The 16,217-nt window shown below is 33.6% G+C and carries 18 protein-coding genes, 4 pseudogenes and 1 riboswitch; of the genes and pseudogenes, 13 read left to right on the top strand and 9 right to left on the bottom strand.

What is annotated here, in order from left to right; all coding sequences use genetic code 11:
- Nucleotides 1-142: 142 nt before the first annotated feature.
- Both PSA_RS27290 and tnpA read left to right on the top strand, forming a co-directional pair.
- Nucleotides 143-373, top strand: a complete 231-nt coding sequence (locus PSA_RS27290; RefSeq protein WP_371257864.1) for an urea transporter — start codon at nt 143-145, stop codon at nt 371-373.
- 425 nt (nt 374-798) lie between these two features.
- Nucleotides 799-1,083, top strand: a pseudogene (tnpA, locus tag PSA_RS27285) (IS200/IS605 family transposase).
- A gap of 50 nt (nt 1,084-1,133) precedes the next feature.
- On the opposite strand, the gene PSA_RS18020 reads toward tnpA, so the two are convergent.
- Nucleotides 1,134-1,580, bottom strand: a complete 447-nt coding sequence (locus tag PSA_RS18020; protein WP_052380056.1) for a hypothetical protein — start codon at nt 1,578-1,580, stop codon at nt 1,134-1,136.
- Nucleotides 1,581-1,872: 292 nt separating this feature from the next.
- Between PSA_RS18020 and PSA_RS26480 the strand changes: the two are divergent.
- Nucleotides 1,873-2,238, top strand: a pseudogene (locus PSA_RS26480) (IS5 family transposase); the annotation flags it as partial.
- On the opposite strand, the pseudogene PSA_RS25400 reads toward PSA_RS26480, so the two are convergent.
- Both PSA_RS25400 and PSA_RS18010 read right to left on the bottom strand, forming a co-directional pair.
- Nucleotides 2,151-2,561 (bottom strand): annotated as a pseudogene (locus PSA_RS25400) (porin); the annotation flags it as partial. The pseudogenes PSA_RS26480 and PSA_RS25400 sit on opposite strands and share 88 nt — an antisense overlap.
- Nucleotides 2,562-2,573: 12 nt before the next feature.
- A complete protein-coding gene (locus PSA_RS18010; protein WP_059364977.1) occupies nt 2,574-2,909 on the bottom strand; it encodes a hypothetical protein in 336 nt (111 codons plus the stop codon).
- Nucleotides 2,910-2,952: 43 nt separating this feature from the next.
- Here PSA_RS18010 and PSA_RS18005 point away from each other — a divergent pair, with 43 nt between their 5' ends.
- The 3 genes and pseudogenes from PSA_RS18005 to amrA all read left to right on the top strand — a co-directional run.
- Nucleotides 2,953-3,294 carry a hypothetical protein gene (locus PSA_RS18005; RefSeq protein WP_042147092.1) on the top strand — a complete coding sequence of 114 codons (342 nt, stop codon included), beginning with the start codon at nt 2,953-2,955 and terminating at the stop codon, nt 3,292-3,294.
- 18 nt (nt 3,295-3,312) lie between these two features.
- Nucleotides 3,313-3,633, top strand: coding sequence for a DUF2956 domain-containing protein (locus tag PSA_RS18000; protein ID WP_042147095.1), 321 nt, complete (start codon nt 3,313-3,315; stop codon nt 3,631-3,633).
- 175 nt (nt 3,634-3,808) lie between these two features.
- Nucleotides 3,809-4,174: pseudogene (gene amrA, locus PSA_RS17995) on the top strand (AmmeMemoRadiSam system protein A); the annotation flags it as partial.
- 88 nt (nt 4,175-4,262) lie between these two features.
- Here the strand turns inward: amrA and PSA_RS17990 are convergent.
- Nucleotides 4,263-5,942 (bottom strand): BamA/TamA family outer membrane protein, encoded by a 1,680-nt coding sequence (locus PSA_RS17990; protein ID WP_042147097.1) that lies wholly within the window; start codon nt 5,940-5,942, stop codon nt 4,263-4,265.
- 145 nt (nt 5,943-6,087) lie between these two features.
- Nucleotides 6,088-6,378 (bottom strand): DUF3630 family protein, encoded by a 291-nt coding sequence (locus tag PSA_RS17985; RefSeq protein WP_042147202.1) that lies wholly within the window; start codon nt 6,376-6,378, stop codon nt 6,088-6,090.
- 218 nt (nt 6,379-6,596) lie between these two features.
- Between PSA_RS17985 and PSA_RS17980 the strand changes: the two genes are divergently transcribed.
- On the top strand, nt 6,597-6,896 hold the full coding sequence (locus PSA_RS17980; RefSeq protein ID WP_042147101.1) for a cytochrome c: 300 nt from the start codon (nt 6,597-6,599) through the stop codon (nt 6,894-6,896).
- A 328-nt stretch (nt 6,897-7,224) separates the two neighbouring features.
- On the opposite strand, the gene recQ is transcribed toward PSA_RS17980, so the two are convergent.
- Nucleotides 7,225-9,054 (bottom strand): DNA helicase RecQ, encoded by a 1,830-nt coding sequence (gene recQ, locus PSA_RS17975; RefSeq protein WP_042147204.1) that lies wholly within the window; start codon nt 9,052-9,054, stop codon nt 7,225-7,227.
- Nucleotides 9,055-9,557: 503 nt separating this feature from the next.
- Here recQ and rarD point away from each other — a divergent pair.
- Nucleotides 9,558-10,448, top strand: a complete 891-nt coding sequence (gene rarD / locus PSA_RS17970) for an EamA family transporter RarD (protein ID WP_042147104.1) — start codon at nt 9,558-9,560, stop codon at nt 10,446-10,448.
- Here rarD and PSA_RS17965 read toward each other — a convergent pair.
- The gene (locus PSA_RS17965; protein WP_042147107.1) at nt 10,445-11,677 is read right to left on the bottom strand and encodes a diguanylate cyclase; all 1,233 of its coding nucleotides are present in this window, start codon (nt 11,675-11,677) and stop codon (nt 10,445-10,447) included. The genes rarD and PSA_RS17965 overlap by 4 nt on opposite strands.
- Before the next feature lie 204 nt (nt 11,678-11,881).
- Between PSA_RS17965 and PSA_RS17960 the strand changes: the two genes are divergently transcribed.
- Nucleotides 11,882-12,811 carry a porin gene (locus tag PSA_RS17960; protein ID WP_042147109.1) on the top strand — a complete coding sequence of 310 codons (930 nt, stop codon included), beginning with the start codon at nt 11,882-11,884 and terminating at the stop codon, nt 12,809-12,811.
- A gap of 76 nt (nt 12,812-12,887) precedes the next feature.
- Here the strand turns inward: PSA_RS17960 and PSA_RS17955 are convergent, their stop codons facing one another.
- Complete coding sequence (locus PSA_RS17955; RefSeq protein ID WP_042147112.1) at nt 12,888-13,805, bottom strand: ketopantoate reductase family protein; 918 nt, start codon at nt 13,803-13,805, stop codon at nt 12,888-12,890.
- Nucleotides 13,781-14,134, bottom strand: coding sequence for a VanZ family protein (locus PSA_RS17950; RefSeq protein ID WP_042147115.1), 354 nt, complete (start codon nt 14,132-14,134; stop codon nt 13,781-13,783). Before PSA_RS17950 ends, PSA_RS17955 begins: the two co-directional genes overlap by 25 nt.
- 130 nt (nt 14,135-14,264) lie before the next feature.
- On the opposite strand from PSA_RS17950, the gene PSA_RS17945 reads away from it, so the two are divergent.
- From PSA_RS17945 to PSA_RS17935, 4 genes are all read left to right on the top strand, one after another.
- On the top strand, nt 14,265-14,747 hold the full coding sequence (locus PSA_RS17945) for a YajQ family cyclic di-GMP-binding protein (protein ID WP_042147118.1): 483 nt from the start codon (nt 14,265-14,267) through the stop codon (nt 14,745-14,747).
- A 73-nt stretch (nt 14,748-14,820) separates the two neighbouring features.
- Complete coding sequence (locus PSA_RS26475) at nt 14,821-15,054, top strand: disulfide bond formation protein B (protein WP_231665290.1); 234 nt, start codon at nt 14,821-14,823, stop codon at nt 15,052-15,054.
- Between the two features lie 33 nt (nt 15,055-15,087).
- Nucleotides 15,088-15,276: a hypothetical protein gene (locus PSA_RS26470; RefSeq protein WP_231665288.1), complete on the top strand. Its 189-nt coding sequence runs from the start codon at nt 15,088-15,090 to the stop codon at nt 15,274-15,276.
- A gap of 12 nt (nt 15,277-15,288) precedes the next feature.
- Complete coding sequence (locus PSA_RS17935; protein ID WP_082305772.1) at nt 15,289-15,792, top strand: thioredoxin domain-containing protein; 504 nt, start codon at nt 15,289-15,291, stop codon at nt 15,790-15,792.
- 200 nt (nt 15,793-15,992) lie between these two features.
- Nucleotides 15,993-16,172: riboswitch (cobalamin riboswitch) on the top strand.
- Nucleotides 16,173-16,217: the final 45 nt, after the last annotated feature.

Here is a 16,217-nt window from a genome sequence, read left to right as displayed (position 1 = left end):
TTTACATTTAAATTACAAGTGTACCGCTTTAGCTTGGTGTTGTTCGGCTTTTAACAATAGATGGTTGCTGAGTTTTAGCTCTAATTTGGCTGGGAAATTTTTTTATTTAAATATCGTTTTTATAAACACAATTTTTAAAAATATGAGTATCATATGCCTCTTTGGTTTTAATGCTTTATTAGTAGCGTTTGCGGTTTCGAGCAGATATGCCGGTTTTATAAAACCAATTTTAGGAATTATTTTATCTGTGATAATTATGAGGTTATTTCAGCTTTATAATATACCGGCGCTTACCGCGCCATTTATATTGTCCACTTGGATTATCTTAATTTTTAAATTCAATTATTTACACAGTTTTAAAAACTGGTTGTAATAAACAAAAAGTGAGCTGTTAACTTTATAAGTTACAGTTTTATTGTATTGATAATAATTTCTCATTAATTTTGTAGATGCTTTAGGTGTAAACTATTTAAATCAGCTATACTTAACTTGTTTCATGAAGAAGCTCATAACGGAATATTATTTAGCTTCGTTTTAGCTCACTTGCTTACCCTAGTGGGCTTCTTTCCTCTTAAAATATTCGTTTTATATTTCAATAGCTAAATTTAATAGAGCGTAGCGAAAAATCCTGGGGGCTTGCACCCGTGCTCAATAGTGTAGACTGAGCTTGCCTCAGTCTGTCGTATCCACTACATGAAACTTTAAAGAAATTCTCATCATGTTTTCAGACTAATGTATTACTTTGTGTGGATACCTAAGTATCGACGTAAAGTTTTTTCTGAGCCTTAGCGTGAAGCGATAAAAATTATAATTAAAAAAATTGGCTATGACTACGATATAGATATAGTCGAATTGGAAAAACCTGAAGACCATATTCATATGGTGGTAAGAAGTGAGCCAAAGATTTAACCAAGTCAGATCATGCAGGTGATAAAAAGTATTTCAGCCAGAGAGTTTTTCAAATTATACCCAGATATCAAAAAATGTTATTTCTGGGGAGGTAAACTTTGGACTCAGAGTTATTTCGTTGAAACAATTGGAAATGCAACGGAAGATACAATTCGAAAATATTTGCAAAACTAATTGATTGAATTGGATAAAAAAGAAGCTCACTGAAATTAGTTAGGACTCTTTTAAACTCGGTCGCTTGCGGCCGATTCTTTTATCTCTTTCTGATAGGCCACCCAATTTTTCACATAATCACAATTAGGGTTCACTTTTAAAAACGCTTCTATTGAGTCGTAAAAGTTAACTTCAATATCAATATCTTTCCAAGTGTCTATAAGTACATGTTTAACAAGGTTATTGCTCGGCATTAAGTAGTCGACTTTTTTGTAGCCTCTCGTAATCATATTTTCAAAATATTGTTTTGCGAGTTTTCGACTATCGTCAGTAACAAGCTGCCAATCAGATAAATTTACCACGGCATGGTTTGTGATGCTTTTAGGAAGGAAGTTAGTTGCAGCATACATTTCCTGAAAGAACTTATTCAATCCCTGTACGTTGAATTGACCTATTAATTCAACGTACATTACAGAGCCTTTAATATGATATGACCAGTCTCCATGAGCCATGAACATAAGCTTTCCTTTAATTTATTTAACCTGAGGTTTGGATAAGAGTTTTGTAACCAGTTTAGATAAAATAGCGTTATTGGGCAAATTATCTTATCTAAATTTCAGGTTGTTTAGCATATAAGTAATTAAACCAAAGTGGATTACTTTAAACAATAAAACCTAGACAAAAGTCTAAGCTTAATTTAACTAAATTTGTCACTATTCACTAGGGGCTGTTGATCTTTGTTTGAATTTTGAGCGTAAGTAACAATCTCATATAATTCACTTCGCCAAAACCAAACTAAACGAGATTGTCATGCCCCGATTAATGCCCACTGATGAACTGTGGTCGAAACTAAAAGCTATATTGCTTGAAGATAGAGTTTATAACAGGCTTGAACATCGAAAAACGCTAGAAGGAATACTTTATCGCTTACGTGTTGGTTGTCCGTGGCGTGATTTGCCTGAATATTTTGGGTTGTAAAATACCATTTATCGCCGTTTTCTTCTTTGGTCAAGAAAAGGCATATTAATGAGAATGTTCAAAACGTTAGCACAAAATAGTGATACTGAGTGGGAATTTATTGATGGTAGTTATATTAAAGCACACCAACACAGTACAGGTGCTGCATCTAAACACGAGCAAGCGATAGCATTAAGTCGTGGCGGTAATACCAGTAAAACTTCACCTTCAGGCAAATTGATAGCGGCGATAGACCCACCAAAAGAGACTAACTTATCATCGCTAATAATAGGTGCATAATTAAATCTAGTATTAAAGTTAAGTTGTTCATCTCCACCTTTATAATGATTTACATCTTGTCCATAGACACCATAATTTAAACTCCAATTATCACCCCATTGACGATCTGCAACGCCAATTGCACGATTTAAACCAAAAGCTTCAATAACTGTTGAGCGCTCTATGAAAGTAACGTCATTTGAGCTTGTTTTTGGTTTCATTGTAAAAGCTTCAATTTGGCTACCAATGAAAACTTCGGTGTTGTTAAAACCTTGTTATACAACATAAGCATCTTTTATTACCTCACTATAAATAAAGTCATATTGCAGTTTATAACCCCAATCTTCTATGTTGCCTTTTGCTGCAAATCGCGATCTTCTGACTTCGGTGCCATTATTTAAGTCAATGTCATCACTGTGATATACAGCTGCATCAGCTTGAATTCTACCATTAAATTTAAAGCTGTATTTACCATCATTAGACTTAATACCAAAACCACCTTGTGTGGTTGTTGTTGCTGAAAAAGCCGTAAACGAGCAAAAAATACTTGTAAAAAATAATGAATTTATCTTAAAAGTCTTATAAATAAGGGGTTTCCTAAAGTAAGGCAACAGGTTTAAAATAGGTATAGAGATGTTAAATTTTGAGTAATTAATGCGTAAAACAGATAAGAAAATAGATAACAATATTCGCAATGTTTTAAATCAAGTTTGCGAACAAGCACTAATAGAAGTAGATGGTTTTGTGTGGCTAACGCATCAGGTAAATTATGATAAGTTTCCCGCTAGTTTATCTATAGTATGTGTATTTGAATCAAATGATGATTTGATTCAAGCTAAATCATCTTCACTGGATGTGTTTTTGGTAGATTTAATAGTTAAGAAACTTGCTTCACTGAAAATAAAAATTAAACCGGAAAAACAAATTATTTTTGATACCGAAGAAAATTGTGCAGATGAACATAGCGGAAATTGGCAATTAAGATTGCGCACTTAAATAAAAATAAGAGAAAAAATGAATCAAAAAACATCAAACGAAACTCAGCAGCAGGCAATGGCTGTTGCCAAAAGTATTCAAAAATCAGGACAAACTAAAGAGCAAACAAAACTAATTGCTAAAGGTATAGAGAAAGGCATTAGTGAATTTAAAAAACAACAAAAAATAAAGTCTCGTCAAAGAGATAAATTTAAAAAGCAACAAGCAAAATCAAAATCTCAAGAAGATTCAACTTTAGAAGTTAAGGTCGAATCAAGTGTTGATTTTAAAAGTACATTGCCTTGGGTTTTGCTTGTAGTGAGTTGGTTTGGTTTTATTTTTTATTCGTTTTTTAGGTAGTATGAATAGGGATGCGGCGTCGACCAAAGTATTGACGGCTTTGACTAAAGTGACAATGCAATCGTTATGATAAAGCACAGTTATGTAAATTAGTACGCAAGTCTTTATCATATTCAATAAATAAACAGCATTATATTCCCTCGATACCTCCTACCTCTGAAGTTTTAAATCAAAAAAAGCGAGTTTTGTAACGCTTTATACACAAGGGGGGTTAAAAGGTTGTATGGGTACATATATTGCTGATGCACCTTTGTATAAAGATTTATGTGATCATACATATAGCAGTGCCTGCGAAGATCCATGCTTTTTACCTTTAACCCAAAGTGAACTTAAAACAGTGAGTTTTCATATTTCAATTTTATCTGAATTAGTTGAAATGGAAAACTTAGGTGAAAATATCTTATTTAAAAAATTAAAGCCCAAATTAGATGGCCTCATGCTAAAGCAAGGTAGTAAACGAGCTATTTTTTTACCTTTTGTGTGGGAGCAACTAGCAACAGTGGAAGAGTTTGTAACTGCTTTAAAACAAAAGGGAGGTTGACGAGCTGAATATTGGAGTCAAGATATTGAGCTATTTAAATTTAATGTATGCTCAATTGAAGCTGACTATGAATAATGGGTTTTATATCTTAAAAAGTATTTTTTACCGTTAGTAACCATTGTGCAGATTCAACATCTTCTGATTTATCTAATGGGATCGCTAAATCTATATGTATGACGGTTTTAGAATTAGCCTTAGAAGGCGCCAATCTAAGCCCTATACCGATATCTTTGAGTGTGCCACCATTAATGCCATTGTCTTTATTTGAATACCAGGCTCTGCCAATATCAAAAAAAGCAGCACCACCAACGCTAAATAACTGTAAAAAGTTATACTCCCAATAATAGCGCTTTTCTATATTAAATAAGACACTTTGATCGCCATTTTGATACTGAATAGGATAGCCTCTAAGACCTGTATCGCCTCCTAAAGTTAATTGGTTATCTAAGGTTAAGTTTTTACTATATTGCACTTTTAGTTTTGCATACCAAGATTGACTTAGATTGGTATTGTAATGTACTTGTGCTGATGAACTTAAGAGCGCATTTTCTATTTCAGCATGTTTAAAATTCCAATACCCATAAAGCCCTGCATTAAAACGCCATAGAATATCTTTTGATTGAAAGTGAGCTTTATTTATAGATGTTTGGTAAATGAGTCGATTATCATCATTAGATAAATTTTTATCTGAATAGCCCATTTTTGCTGAAAAATCCCAGCCTAGATTTAAGTCTTCGGTGCGGGATATAGAGTCAAAGTTATTTATTTTTATATAGTTATCTTGTAGCCACCTAATAGAGAACCAAGGGTAGTTGAGATTACGATCTTCTGCGACTGGGATTGTTGAATTTATTAGCTCTGAAAATTCATGCTTTTCTATTTGATAACCAAATGAAATTCTTTTTACCCATGTTTGCTCTCTAGATGATAAGCCAAAATGAAATTGGTTGATTTGTGTGTTTTGTGAAAATTCAGAAATAACTTCGCCACGATTATAAATCTGCTCGGTACGTCTATTTGAATAAGTTTTAAAGCCATAGCTATAAGGTGTACTTAAAGCAAAAAAAGGATAGTTAATGTCAAAATAATAGTGTTCGCCATCAGAGTTATCTGAGTATTCTAAATGGCTACGATACCTTGAATTTAATATATTGGGATCGTCATATATAAATAAGTATCCATCTCGATCAGCATTTGATGTTTTTGATATAGAGATGCGTTTACCTAAGCCAAATAAATTAGAATCTCTAAAACCAATTTTTGATTTATTTTCGCCTCCCGAGCGACTAAAATTAATTTCGGGTACTAATGTCCATAGCTCTTTAGTAATGACGTTAATATCTACTGTGTTATGGCAATTTATTTCAGCTGTAATTCGTGCATCGTATAAATAAGATGCATTTCTTAATAAGCGTTCTGATTCTAATAATATTTTTGGAGAATAAAGTTCATCAGGTGCAAAAAGTAGTTGTGATTCTATCACGTCCTCTCTTGTTGCAAGGTGCAGTTTATTGGCCAACCTGAATAGTGCAATATCTTCATCTGGGTTTGAAGTATCAAAAATATCGAGGCGCTTAAATGTGATTTTTCCTACTTTTAGACCCGGTAATGCTTTAGGTAATGTATAGCTATTATCTAATATAGCGTGTGCTTCTTCATTAGACTTACCATCTTTTGGTGTTTTTGATTTACAACTATTGGCTAACTTTATTGGCAATGGGGCATCTTGTGCAAAGCTAAGCATTGCACATGTAAATAAATAACTCATTGATAATATTATTAATAGTTTAATTGCAAAAATAACCTGTTCAATAACTTTTATATTTATAGTGTATCGTAATAGATTATTTTTGCTTGATATTTAAGCGTCTATTCTTTATCGTTTATAACAAATACCTAAAATAAATTGAATATCAATGACTTAATAGGTACTGATATAACTCAGGTAATAATGCTTCGGCTTCTATACCGTCAGCTGTGATCCAAACACTTTCACTGTAATGTTCAAAGTTAAGGTTAAATCTTTGATTTTCATATATAAATCTCATTAAGTGAATGTCTGCACCTTGTTCAAATTCACATTTTGAAAAAGCATCATGGTGTAAAAATATGCTAGCCCATAGTTCAAAGTCATCATCTTGCGGAGGTACATCGTTTAAAATTAATAATAATTGATGTTCAATATCAAATTGAATCTTTGTCATTTCATTACCTAAGTACATAAAAAAATAAAAGAGTCGTATTTTGCAAAAATACTCCTATAACTCTCAGATTTTCTTAATAAGTTGCTTTTTTTGCGTTAACGCAAAGTTTTTTTAAGTGTTTTATTCTACACTAAACAATGATCATATTAATTAAGTGCCCATAATCACTTATACTAATTTGATTCAAACAATTAAATTAAGCAATGTGAGTAAGTAAAATGATAAAAAAATTATTATTAGTTTCAGGGTTAGCGTTAACAGCAATTAATGTTCAAGCAGCAGACGTTGCTGCAGGTAAAGCAAAATCAGCAACATGTGCAGCTTGTCATGGTGCTGCAGGTATTAGTGCTATACCTATGTATCCTAACTTAGCAGGACAAAAAGCGGTTTACACTGTTAAACAATTAAAAGCGTTTAAAAGCGGTACTCGTAAAGACCCTGTAATGGCGCCTATGGCTTCTATGTTATCAGATGCAGATATGGAGAATATTGCGGCATATTACGCAAGTTTAAAATAAAATTAGATAATACCAATTCCAATAAATATATGATCAATCTAAATGGTCTAAATATACAATAGCTGCGTTGCCTGCATGGATGTAGGTACTTAGGTTTAGTCTTGAACTATAAACCTGTGCTTTCAATCCCAATAGCCAGCTATTGCTCAATCAAGCGCCTTGCCTATATGGATATAGGTACTTAGGTTTTGTCTGGAACAAAAAACCTGTGCTCTTGAAAATTTATCCTAATTTATATTAGGTCACTAACTTAATAGAATTGGTATAATTAAACCACTTAACAATAAGTGGTTTAATTTTTAGAACCTAGAACCTAGAACCTAGAACCTTACCCTTTAGCTAGATAATCCTGAATAGTTGTTAAGAATTCATGACCGTATTTAGTGAGCTTAGTGAACCCCACACCAGATACCTTCAAAAAATCAGAATCATTGGTAGGTAGTTTTTGTGCCATTTCGGCTAACGTCGCATCATTAAATACCACATAAGGTGGTAAGTTTTCATTATCTGCGATAGTTTTTCTTAACGCACGTAATTTGGCAAATAACTGTTTATCATAATTAAATCGTGCCAATTTATCTTTATATACGTGTTTTGCATTTAATCGAGGTTCAGCTAAATTTAACGCGTACTCGCCTTTGAGAACGGGTCTAGCAGCTTCTGTTAAACGTAAAATTGAGCCTAAGGTAATATCTTGGCGTAACAAGCCTTGGTGAACAAGCTGGCGTAAAATGCTGAGCCAATATTCTTGAGATTGCTCTTTACCTATACCAAAAATAGATAGTTCATGATGATTGTTATCTCTTACTCGGGCAGTATTGGCGCCTCTTAAAAGCTCAACTACATAACCCATCCCAAATCTTTGATCTGAACGGTAAACTGATGATAGCGCTTTTTGCGCAACAACAGTGCCATCAAATTGTTTTGGAGGGTCTAGGCATATATCACAGTTGCCACAGGCTTCTCGTTGATATTCTGAAAAGTAATTTAATAATATTTGTCTTCGACACGTTGGCGCTTGTGCAAAGTTAGCCATGGCGCTAAACCTTTGCTCTTCTACTTTTCTTCTTTGCTCATCTTGAATATCTTCAAAAAAACGTTTAACTCTAGGTATATCAGCAGGATCAAAATATAAAATAGCCTCAGCAGCTAAGCCATCTCGACCCGCTCGACCAGTTTCCTGATAATAAGATTCAATATTTTTAGGAATGTCATAATGAACTACAAACCTAACATTAGGTTTGTTTATGCCCATGCCAAAGGCTACAGTGGCAACTACAATATGAATATCATCACGAGAAAAAGCTGTTTGTACAAATTCTCTTTGCTCGTTTTCCATGCCTGCATGGTAGGCAGCTGCGTTATAACCTGCATCAGATAGTTTTGCTGCAATATCATCAACACGTTTACGACTAGTGCAATAAATAATGCCACTTTGACCTTTTTGACCACGTAAATAACGTAATAACTGAGATAAAGGTTTAAATTTTTCTTCTAACGTATATCGGATATTAGGTCTGTCAAAACTGCCAGTATGAATATGTGGATTGTTTAAAGCTAATTGAATCACAATATCTTGGCGAGTCGCTGTATCTGCAGTTGCAGTGAGCGCCATCATAGGGATATTTGGGAAATACTGTTTTAGTTGCTGTAAACGGCAATAGTGAGGTCTAAAGTCATGGCCCCAATGAGATACACAATGGGCTTCATCAATAGCAAATAAACTAATATTTAAATGTCTAATACGTTCTAAAAATGCATTTTGTAATATTCTTTCTGGTGCAACATAAAGTAATTTTAATTCAGCGCGATAGAGTTGTTGAAATATCTCTTGTTGTTCTTGGTATGATTGGCTTTGGTTTATATAAGCGGCAGATACGCCAGCTGCTTTAAGTTGTGCAACCTGATCTTGCATTAAAGAAATTAAAGGCGAAATAACAATTGTAAGTCCAGGCATTAATAATGCGGGGATTTGATAACAAAGAGACTTGCCGCCACCCGTTGGCATTAAAACTAAGGTATCTTGGCCTTGCATTGCGGCATCTATAACAACATCTTGACCAGTTCTAAAATCATCATAACCAAATACTTCTTTTAGAACATCCTTAGCTGATTTATTTTGGTTTACATGTGCTGCAACTTCTTGGGCTTCACTCATTGATTGATCTGGCAGATTGTTATCTAAAAATATAAAAGGCATTTTAGAGTTTTTTAGTTTGATTGTCTTTAAATCTGTTTGCTTATTTAATGATTAATACCAATTCCAATAAATATGTGACCAATCTAAATGGTCTAAATATACAATAGCTACGTTGCCTGCATGGAAGCAGGTACTTAGGTTCAGTCTGGAGCTATAAACCTGCGCTCTTGAAAATTTATCCTAATTTATATTAGAACACTAACTTAATAGAATTGGTATAAATAGCTTTTACTTGTTGTAAGTAAATTTACTTCATTCTATGTAATAGTTTTACAGCTAATAAATTGTTTATATTGAATAAAAAAATATCTTGTATTTAATTTATTACAAAATGCTAATGCAAAGCTGTTATGTTTACTTTTATTCTTTTATCTTATCGCTCAAAAAACCAGTGAAAAGCTATCCAAGATGCTAGGTGATCGGATATTATGCGCCTCCTATTTCTTAGATGTGATAATTTAATGACAAGTACGCAACAAAAGCAGGGTATATATTACGCGTTAGCGGCTTTTATTATGTGGGGATTAGCACCCATATATTTTAAATTAATTGACTCAATCGGAGCATTAGAAATTTTAGCGCATCGTGTTGTTTGGTCATTTGTATTTATAGCGCTTATTATTGCGATTAAGAAAAACTGGCATAAAGTGCAGAGCATTTTTAAACAGCCTAAGCTTTTGTTAATGCTATTGCTCACCTCAACTTTATTGGGGTTTAACTGGGGGTTATTCATCTGGGCTGTTAATAGCGGGCATATGCTAGATGCCAGTTTAGGTTATTATATTAACCCTTTATTTAATGTTTTACTTGGCATTTTATTTTTAGGTGAAAGGTTAAGGTTATTTCAGGGGGTAGCAGTAGGTCTTGCAGCTTTAGGAGTGATCATTCAGCTTGTTAGTTTTGGTTCATTTCCTATTATCGCTTTTGGTTTGGCGACATCTTTTGCGATTTATGGCTTATTAAGAAAAAAAATGGCTGTAGAGTCATTACCCGGTTTATTATTAGAATCATTAGTTTTAGTGCCGTTCGCTTTGGTTTACTGGTTCTTTTATGTAGATTCAGCAAGTGCTGATCTGAGTGTGAATAATTGGCAATTGAACGTATTATTAATAAGCGCAGGTATCGTAACTACTTTGCCTTTATTATGTTTTACTGCAGCAGCGAAACGTTTACAGTATTCAACATTAGGCTTTTTTCAATATATTGGGCCTAGCTTGATGTTTTGTTTGGCTGTGATGTTTTATGGTGAAAAAGTGGGCGTAGATAGGCTCGTTACTTTTGGTTTTATTTGGAGTGCATTAGCCCTATACACATGGGATGCAATTCTAAGTAGCAAGAAAAAGAAAAGTTAATCCTCGTCACTAATAACGATATTACGGCCAGATTCTTTGGCCGTATATAAATGCTGATCTGCAATTTTCAAGACTTCATCAATATCATAATTAGCTTGCTGTGTTAGTCCAATAGAAATTGTAAATGAGACATCATGAATTGTGATTTCTTCGATATGGGACCTGAATGACTCAAGTCTATTTCTAACAGATTCAAAATTAATGTTATCAAAATATATTGCAAACTCTTCTCCGCCTAATCGAGCAACAAGTTGATCTGAAAATAGTGTCATAAATATTTTTGCTAATCCTTTTAGCACTTCATCGCCTACATCGTGCCCTAAATTATCATTAATTGCTTTGAAGTGATCTATGTCTATCATAGCTAGAATAACGGTTCTATTATTTGATTTTTTTTTATTTGAAATAATTTTAGCTTGTTCAAAAAAATATCTTCGATTAGGTAAATTTGTTAAGTAATCACTATTAGCTTGTTTTCGAATAGTGGCAATATTATCCATCATTTCAATGTTATGCCCTAATCGGCAATAAAATTCTTCTGGGTAAAAAGGCTTTCTTAAATAGTCATTAGCGCCACTTTTTAAAAATCTCGCAGATACATAATTATCTTTAGTGCCTGAGATACCAATAATGATTTTTTCGTCGTTAGTAAATTTTTTCCGAATTCTCCCTGTTAACGTAATACCGTCCATCACAGGCATTTCATTATCTGTAATAATGACCTTAATGTCTGAGTGCTGCTCTAACTGCTTAAGAGCCAGTTCGCCATCTGCTGCTTGAGCAACTTTATATTTATGGCGAATAAGTAAGTTGTTTAAATGGTTTCTTGTTGCTAAAGAGTCATCAACAATTAATATACGCACCTCTTTATTTTTAGGTAAACGAGTAAGTTGTGTTTCTAAGTATCTATAAGCTTGATGGCTTTCTTTAGTAATATAATCAACAATTGGGTAACGAGATACATAATCCCTTGTACTATTGTCTAGTTTACCTGTCATGACAATAGTCGGTATTTCAGCGCCAATGGTTAACTGTATTGCTTCACCATGAGGTGCGTCAGGTAATACAAAATCAGTTAAAGCACAAAAATAATTATGCTGTTCAATTAAGTCAATTGCTTCAGCCAAACTTGCGGCAACATCCACTTCAAAGCCTATTTTTAGCCCTATCTGTTTTTGTACTTTCGCAATTGTGGGGGTATCTTCAATTATTAGTAGTTTATAAGTCACTATTATCCTTTCAAAATATATAAATTAAATTATTCTACTTCTTTATAATGTAGCTACTGATTTAAATTATGTAGTTTTTATAATAATTTTATTTTTGAACTAAAATTAATGTCAGTTGTAATATTTCTGTCATCTAGTCGTGGCACACTACGCCCAGATTTTAGAACTACTTCTTAACTAATTTGATTCTTTGAGGAATTTATTATGAAAATGGCCAAGACTGCACTTGCTGTTTCTCTAGTTACTTTATTCGCACAACCTGTTATTGCTGCTGATCTTACTGTTTACGGTAAAGCTAATGTAACAGTTCAATCATCTGATGATGGTGAAGGCTCTTTCACTGAAATTAAAAGTAATGCCTCTCGTTTTGGTGTTAAAGGTGGTCAAAAAATAGATGATGGCTTATCTGTTGTTTATAAAATGGAATGGCAAGTTGATATGTCTGATAAAGACAAGTCAAGCGATGATCATCTTAAAGCTCGTAATCAATATGTTGGTTTAAAAGGCGGTTTTGGTGAGGTTTTAATTGGTCGTAACGATACGGCACTTAAGCAATCACAAGGTAAAATTGATTTATTTAATGACCTTGAAGCTGATATAAAATACCGCTTTAAAGGTGAAAACCGTATGGGTGATTCTATCACTTATAAAACACCTAAAATGAATGGCTTTCAGTTTATCGGTACAGTTATTGCCGAAGATGAAAAAGATGCGGATAACGGTTACTCAGCAGCTTTATTATTTGGTGATAGCAAGCTTAAAAAGTCTAAGTTTTATGCATCGGTTGCTATGGACAGTGAAGTAAAAGGTTATGATACTGTCCGTGCTACTGTTCAAGGTAAAGTAGCAGGTTTTAAATTAGGTGCTTTATACCAAACTCAAGAAGCATCTGAAGGTGGTAGTGAAGCTGACGGTTATGTTTTAAATGCAGCATACGGTTTAGGTAAAGCAACACTTAAAGCACAATACCAAACAGTTGATTTTGATGGTAGCGACAAAAAGAATGTTGCATCTGTAGGTGTTGATTACAAACTCGCTAAAAATACTAAATTATTTGGTTTTTACTCTACTTTTGATAACGATTCTTCAGAAGATGAAAGCTACTTAGGTTTAGGCATGGAATACAAATTCTAATAATTTAGTTAGACGTAACAAAATTATTGATAAAAAAGCTTTCTAATTTAGAAAGCTTTTTTGCTTTAAAGACCTTTTAAGATAATTTTAAATAAACACTTTTATTATTTGGTGTATCAATTTGATGTTGTTTAGCTAACTCAACGATATAACCAGAAATAGCAGAAATTTCAGTTTTATTACCTAAAGCATGATCTCTATTCATAGATGAATAGTTTTGCGCTGTGGCTTGCATCACGGTATAAGCCGACATTAATACTTTAGAAAAATGCATATCAACACCTTCTTTTTTTGCCACTAAATAAGCTTCATGCAAAAGCTGAAAAACTTTCAATGCAAATCTAGGCTGATTTAACTCACCGTTTTTAACATTATAAATGGCAGACAATGGATTGATGGCAATATTGATCATTAACTTATCCCACAATAACTTTTTAATATTATTTGATAAACTTAAATTTGGAATACATTTTGATAAAGCTTTAAAAACTGGAGCTTGATTATTAATAGCAACTTGGTTGATTGCTCCTAAGGTGCTTGGCCCAAAACCAGTGTGTATTACATGGTTTGCGTCTGATTTATAAGCGCCCATAGTGGTTGTTAAAAAGAATAGGCTTTGATTATTGCTTAAGTGAGGTTTTAATTGCTCTATTGTGCCCATGCCGTTATGGCATAAAATAATCACAGCATTGTCAGTGAGTCTCGCTTTTGCATCTAAAAAAGCAGTTAAAACATCATAAGATTTTGTGGGAATAATTAAAAATTTAATTTTTTCATCAGGATTATTACAATGAGTCAGCGCGATATCTTGGATTAAATCTTTGTTTTGATATTTGAAAATAGACTTTTTTTGACTTTCTCTGAGGCAAAGCTTTACTGAGTTTTTTGTGTTTTTTGTTAGGTAATAGCTTAGCAATAAACCAATCGCACCTTTACCTATAATATGAATATTTGATGGTTTAATTAAGCTTATTCCACTTTGTTTTTTTTGCATTTTTTTTGCCAAATCCAATAGCTAGTAAAATAAAATATTGCACCTAATAGATCGGCTACAAAGTCAGGAAAAGAACCTTGGCGATGAGGTAGGGTGCTTTGCATCATTTCAATGCCTGCACCATAGCTGGCTAATAGCAGAATGTGTATCCAAATAGGTGCTTTAAATGCACGGTGCATAATACCTGCTAAAACAACAAAAATACCAAAGTGGGCGACTTTATCTATATGGGGAAATAATATAGCAACGGTTTTAACTTCTTTTGCGAATAATGCGGTACACGCTATTAGTACAGCTAAAAACAGCGCTTGATATAAACGACGAGTCACAAATTATTCCATTAAAGTTGATAAGGATTGTGATTATATCAAACAAAATACAGTAAAGCTTTGTTCAATTTATAACGCATGGGTATAATTCATATACTATAGATTTGAATAAATTATTTTGGAGAAAACCATGCCTTCTTTTGACATCGTATCTGAAGTTGAAATGACAGAAGCTTTAAACTCAGTTGATAATGCTAATCGTGAATTAGAAACGCGTTTCGACTTTCGAGGTGTAGAAGCCTCATTTAAGCTCACTAAAGAAACGATTTTAATGAAAGCGGATGCTGAATTTCAATTAGTGCAAATGTTTGAGATATTAGCAAGTAAAGCGGTAAAACGTGGTTTAGATGTAAAAAGTTTTGAACTAGAAGACGTTGTTCATACAGGAAAAACTTACAGCCAACAAGTTGTTATCAAGCAAGGTATTGAGCAAGATATGGCTAAAAAAGTTGTTAAAACAATCAAAGATGCCAAATTAAAAGTGCAATCAGCCATTCAAGGTGATGAAGTACGTGTTACTGGTAAAAAGCGTGATGATTTACAACAAGCAATGCAACTTATCCGTACATCTGAATTAGGTCAACCTTTCCAATTTAAAAACTTTAGAGACTAAAAGCCCAATTAACGAGTGAAGATCGCTTCACTCGTTCAAATCAAATAAGCCCTATATTTATAATTGAGGCGTAATGAAAAATTCAACACCTACTGAACCCATATCTAAAAGCTGGTACCTACTCTTTTTTGCTTGGTTTTTAGCAACAAACGGTACATTAATTAGTTTGTTTTTCAGTGAAGTGCTAAAGCTTCCTGTATGTGTATTATGTTGGTATCAACGTATTGCACTGTATCCTTTAGTGTTAATACTACCATTAGCATTATTTCCTTTTGATCCCAAAGTCGTACGTTTTGCTGGTGCCTGAGTCGTTTTTGGTTGGCTTACTGCACTCTTTCATGTGCTTTTAATTACAGGTTTTATTCCGCAAAGTGCACAGCCTTGTGTTGCAGGCATTCCTTGCTCTGAAACTCACTTAAACGTATTGGGTTTTTTAAATATGGCTATGATGTCATTACTTACTTTTACAACTCTAGGTATTTTACTTTTATTATCTCATATTCAATCTTCAAGGAATCATCATGAATAAAAAAATGCACCGATTAAAGGCTATAAAAAAGCAAAAGTGACGATTGTTGAATTTTTTGATCCTGCGTGTGGTACCTGTAGTCAGTTTTACCCTTTTGTTAATGACTTAGTAAAGAAATACCCAGGTAAAGTGAAAGTAATGATGCGTTATGCACCATTGCATGAAGGCTCGGGTGATGTGGTTAAAATGCTTGAAGCAGCACATATGCAAGGGCAGTTTTGGCCTGCAGTTGAACTTTTATTTGGCAATCAAAATCGTTGGGTTGAACACCATGTCTCTAATCCACAACATGCTTTAGCAGGATTAAAAACTTTGGAGTTAGATCATGCGAAACTTGAAGCCGATTACCAAAGCGCTAAAGTAGCTAGAATAATTGAGCAAGATATAAAAGATGGTCAAACATTACAAATTAGAGCGACACCAGAGTTTTTTGTAAACGGTAAACCTTTAATTAGCTTTGGTTATAAGCAACTAGAAAAGCTGGTCGAGGAGGCTGTGGCTGAGGCTTATAAATAAATTCAGCTTAAATAAGTCGTTTAAACTTAGCCTCGTAATTACGAGGCTTTTTTATTGGCTGATTATTAAAGTAAACGTATTTAAACTCAATCGAGCATTAGACGTCCAAACGTCCATTGACTTTTTATCCACTTATCATCACAATACGCGCCGTTATTACCTATTTTAATAAATAGGTTTTGATTCGAGGTGCTATTCAATGATTTAAACATTCCCAGGGCGATAGGGAGTATTTATCTTTAAGTGAATGGATAATCGGGAAGTTGGTGATAAAAATAACTAGGACGTTACTTTAATCCAACGCTGCCCCCGCAACGGTGATATATCAGTTTATAGACTGTTATTCAGCCCGGAGACCGGCCTTGTTTTACTAGTAACACGAGACTTAATCCTTAAATACTTTAAATTTGTGCGGTGGGCACAAT

The organism is Pseudoalteromonas sp. '520P1 No. 423' (genome assembly GCF_001269985.1).
GTDB lineage: Bacteria > Pseudomonadota > Gammaproteobacteria > Enterobacterales > Alteromonadaceae > Pseudoalteromonas.
This window is presented reverse-complemented; position numbering and strand designations above follow the sequence as displayed.

Excerpts from the sequence above, each read along its gene's own strand:
- recQ (WP_042147204.1), bottom strand. The coding sequence starts at position 9,054 with ATGAGTGAAGCCCAAGAAGTTGCAGCACATGTAAACCAAAATAAATCA.
- PSA_RS17990 (WP_042147097.1), bottom strand. The coding sequence starts at position 5,942 with ATGAGTTATTTATTTACATGTGCAATGCTTAGCTTTGCACAAGATGCC.
- PSA_RS18020 (WP_052380056.1), bottom strand. The coding sequence starts at position 1,580 with ATGTTCATGGCTCATGGAGACTGGTCATATCATATTAAAGGCTCTGTA.
- PSA_RS17955 (WP_042147112.1), bottom strand. The coding sequence starts at position 13,805 with ATGCAAAAAAAACAAAGTGGAATAAGCTTAATTAAACCATCAAATATT.
- PSA_RS27290 (WP_371257864.1), top strand. The coding sequence starts at position 143 with ATGAGTATCATATGCCTCTTTGGTTTTAATGCTTTATTAGTAGCGTTT.
- PSA_RS18000 (WP_042147095.1), top strand. The coding sequence starts at position 3,313 with ATGAATCAAAAAACATCAAACGAAACTCAGCAGCAGGCAATGGCTGTT.
- PSA_RS26475 (WP_231665290.1), top strand. The coding sequence starts at position 14,821 with ATGAAAAATTCAACACCTACTGAACCCATATCTAAAAGCTGGTACCTA.
- PSA_RS17980 (WP_042147101.1), top strand. The coding sequence starts at position 6,597 with ATGATAAAAAAATTATTATTAGTTTCAGGGTTAGCGTTAACAGCAATT.
- rarD (WP_042147104.1), top strand. The coding sequence starts at position 9,558 with ATGACAAGTACGCAACAAAAGCAGGGTATATATTACGCGTTAGCGGCT.
- PSA_RS17960 (WP_042147109.1), top strand. The coding sequence starts at position 11,882 with ATGAAAATGGCCAAGACTGCACTTGCTGTTTCTCTAGTTACTTTATTC.
- PSA_RS17945 (WP_042147118.1), top strand. The coding sequence starts at position 14,265 with ATGCCTTCTTTTGACATCGTATCTGAAGTTGAAATGACAGAAGCTTTA.
- PSA_RS17985 (WP_042147202.1), bottom strand. The coding sequence starts at position 6,378 with ATGACAAAGATTCAATTTGATATTGAACATCAATTATTATTAATTTTA.
- PSA_RS18005 (WP_042147092.1), top strand. The coding sequence starts at position 2,953 with ATGCGTAAAACAGATAAGAAAATAGATAACAATATTCGCAATGTTTTA.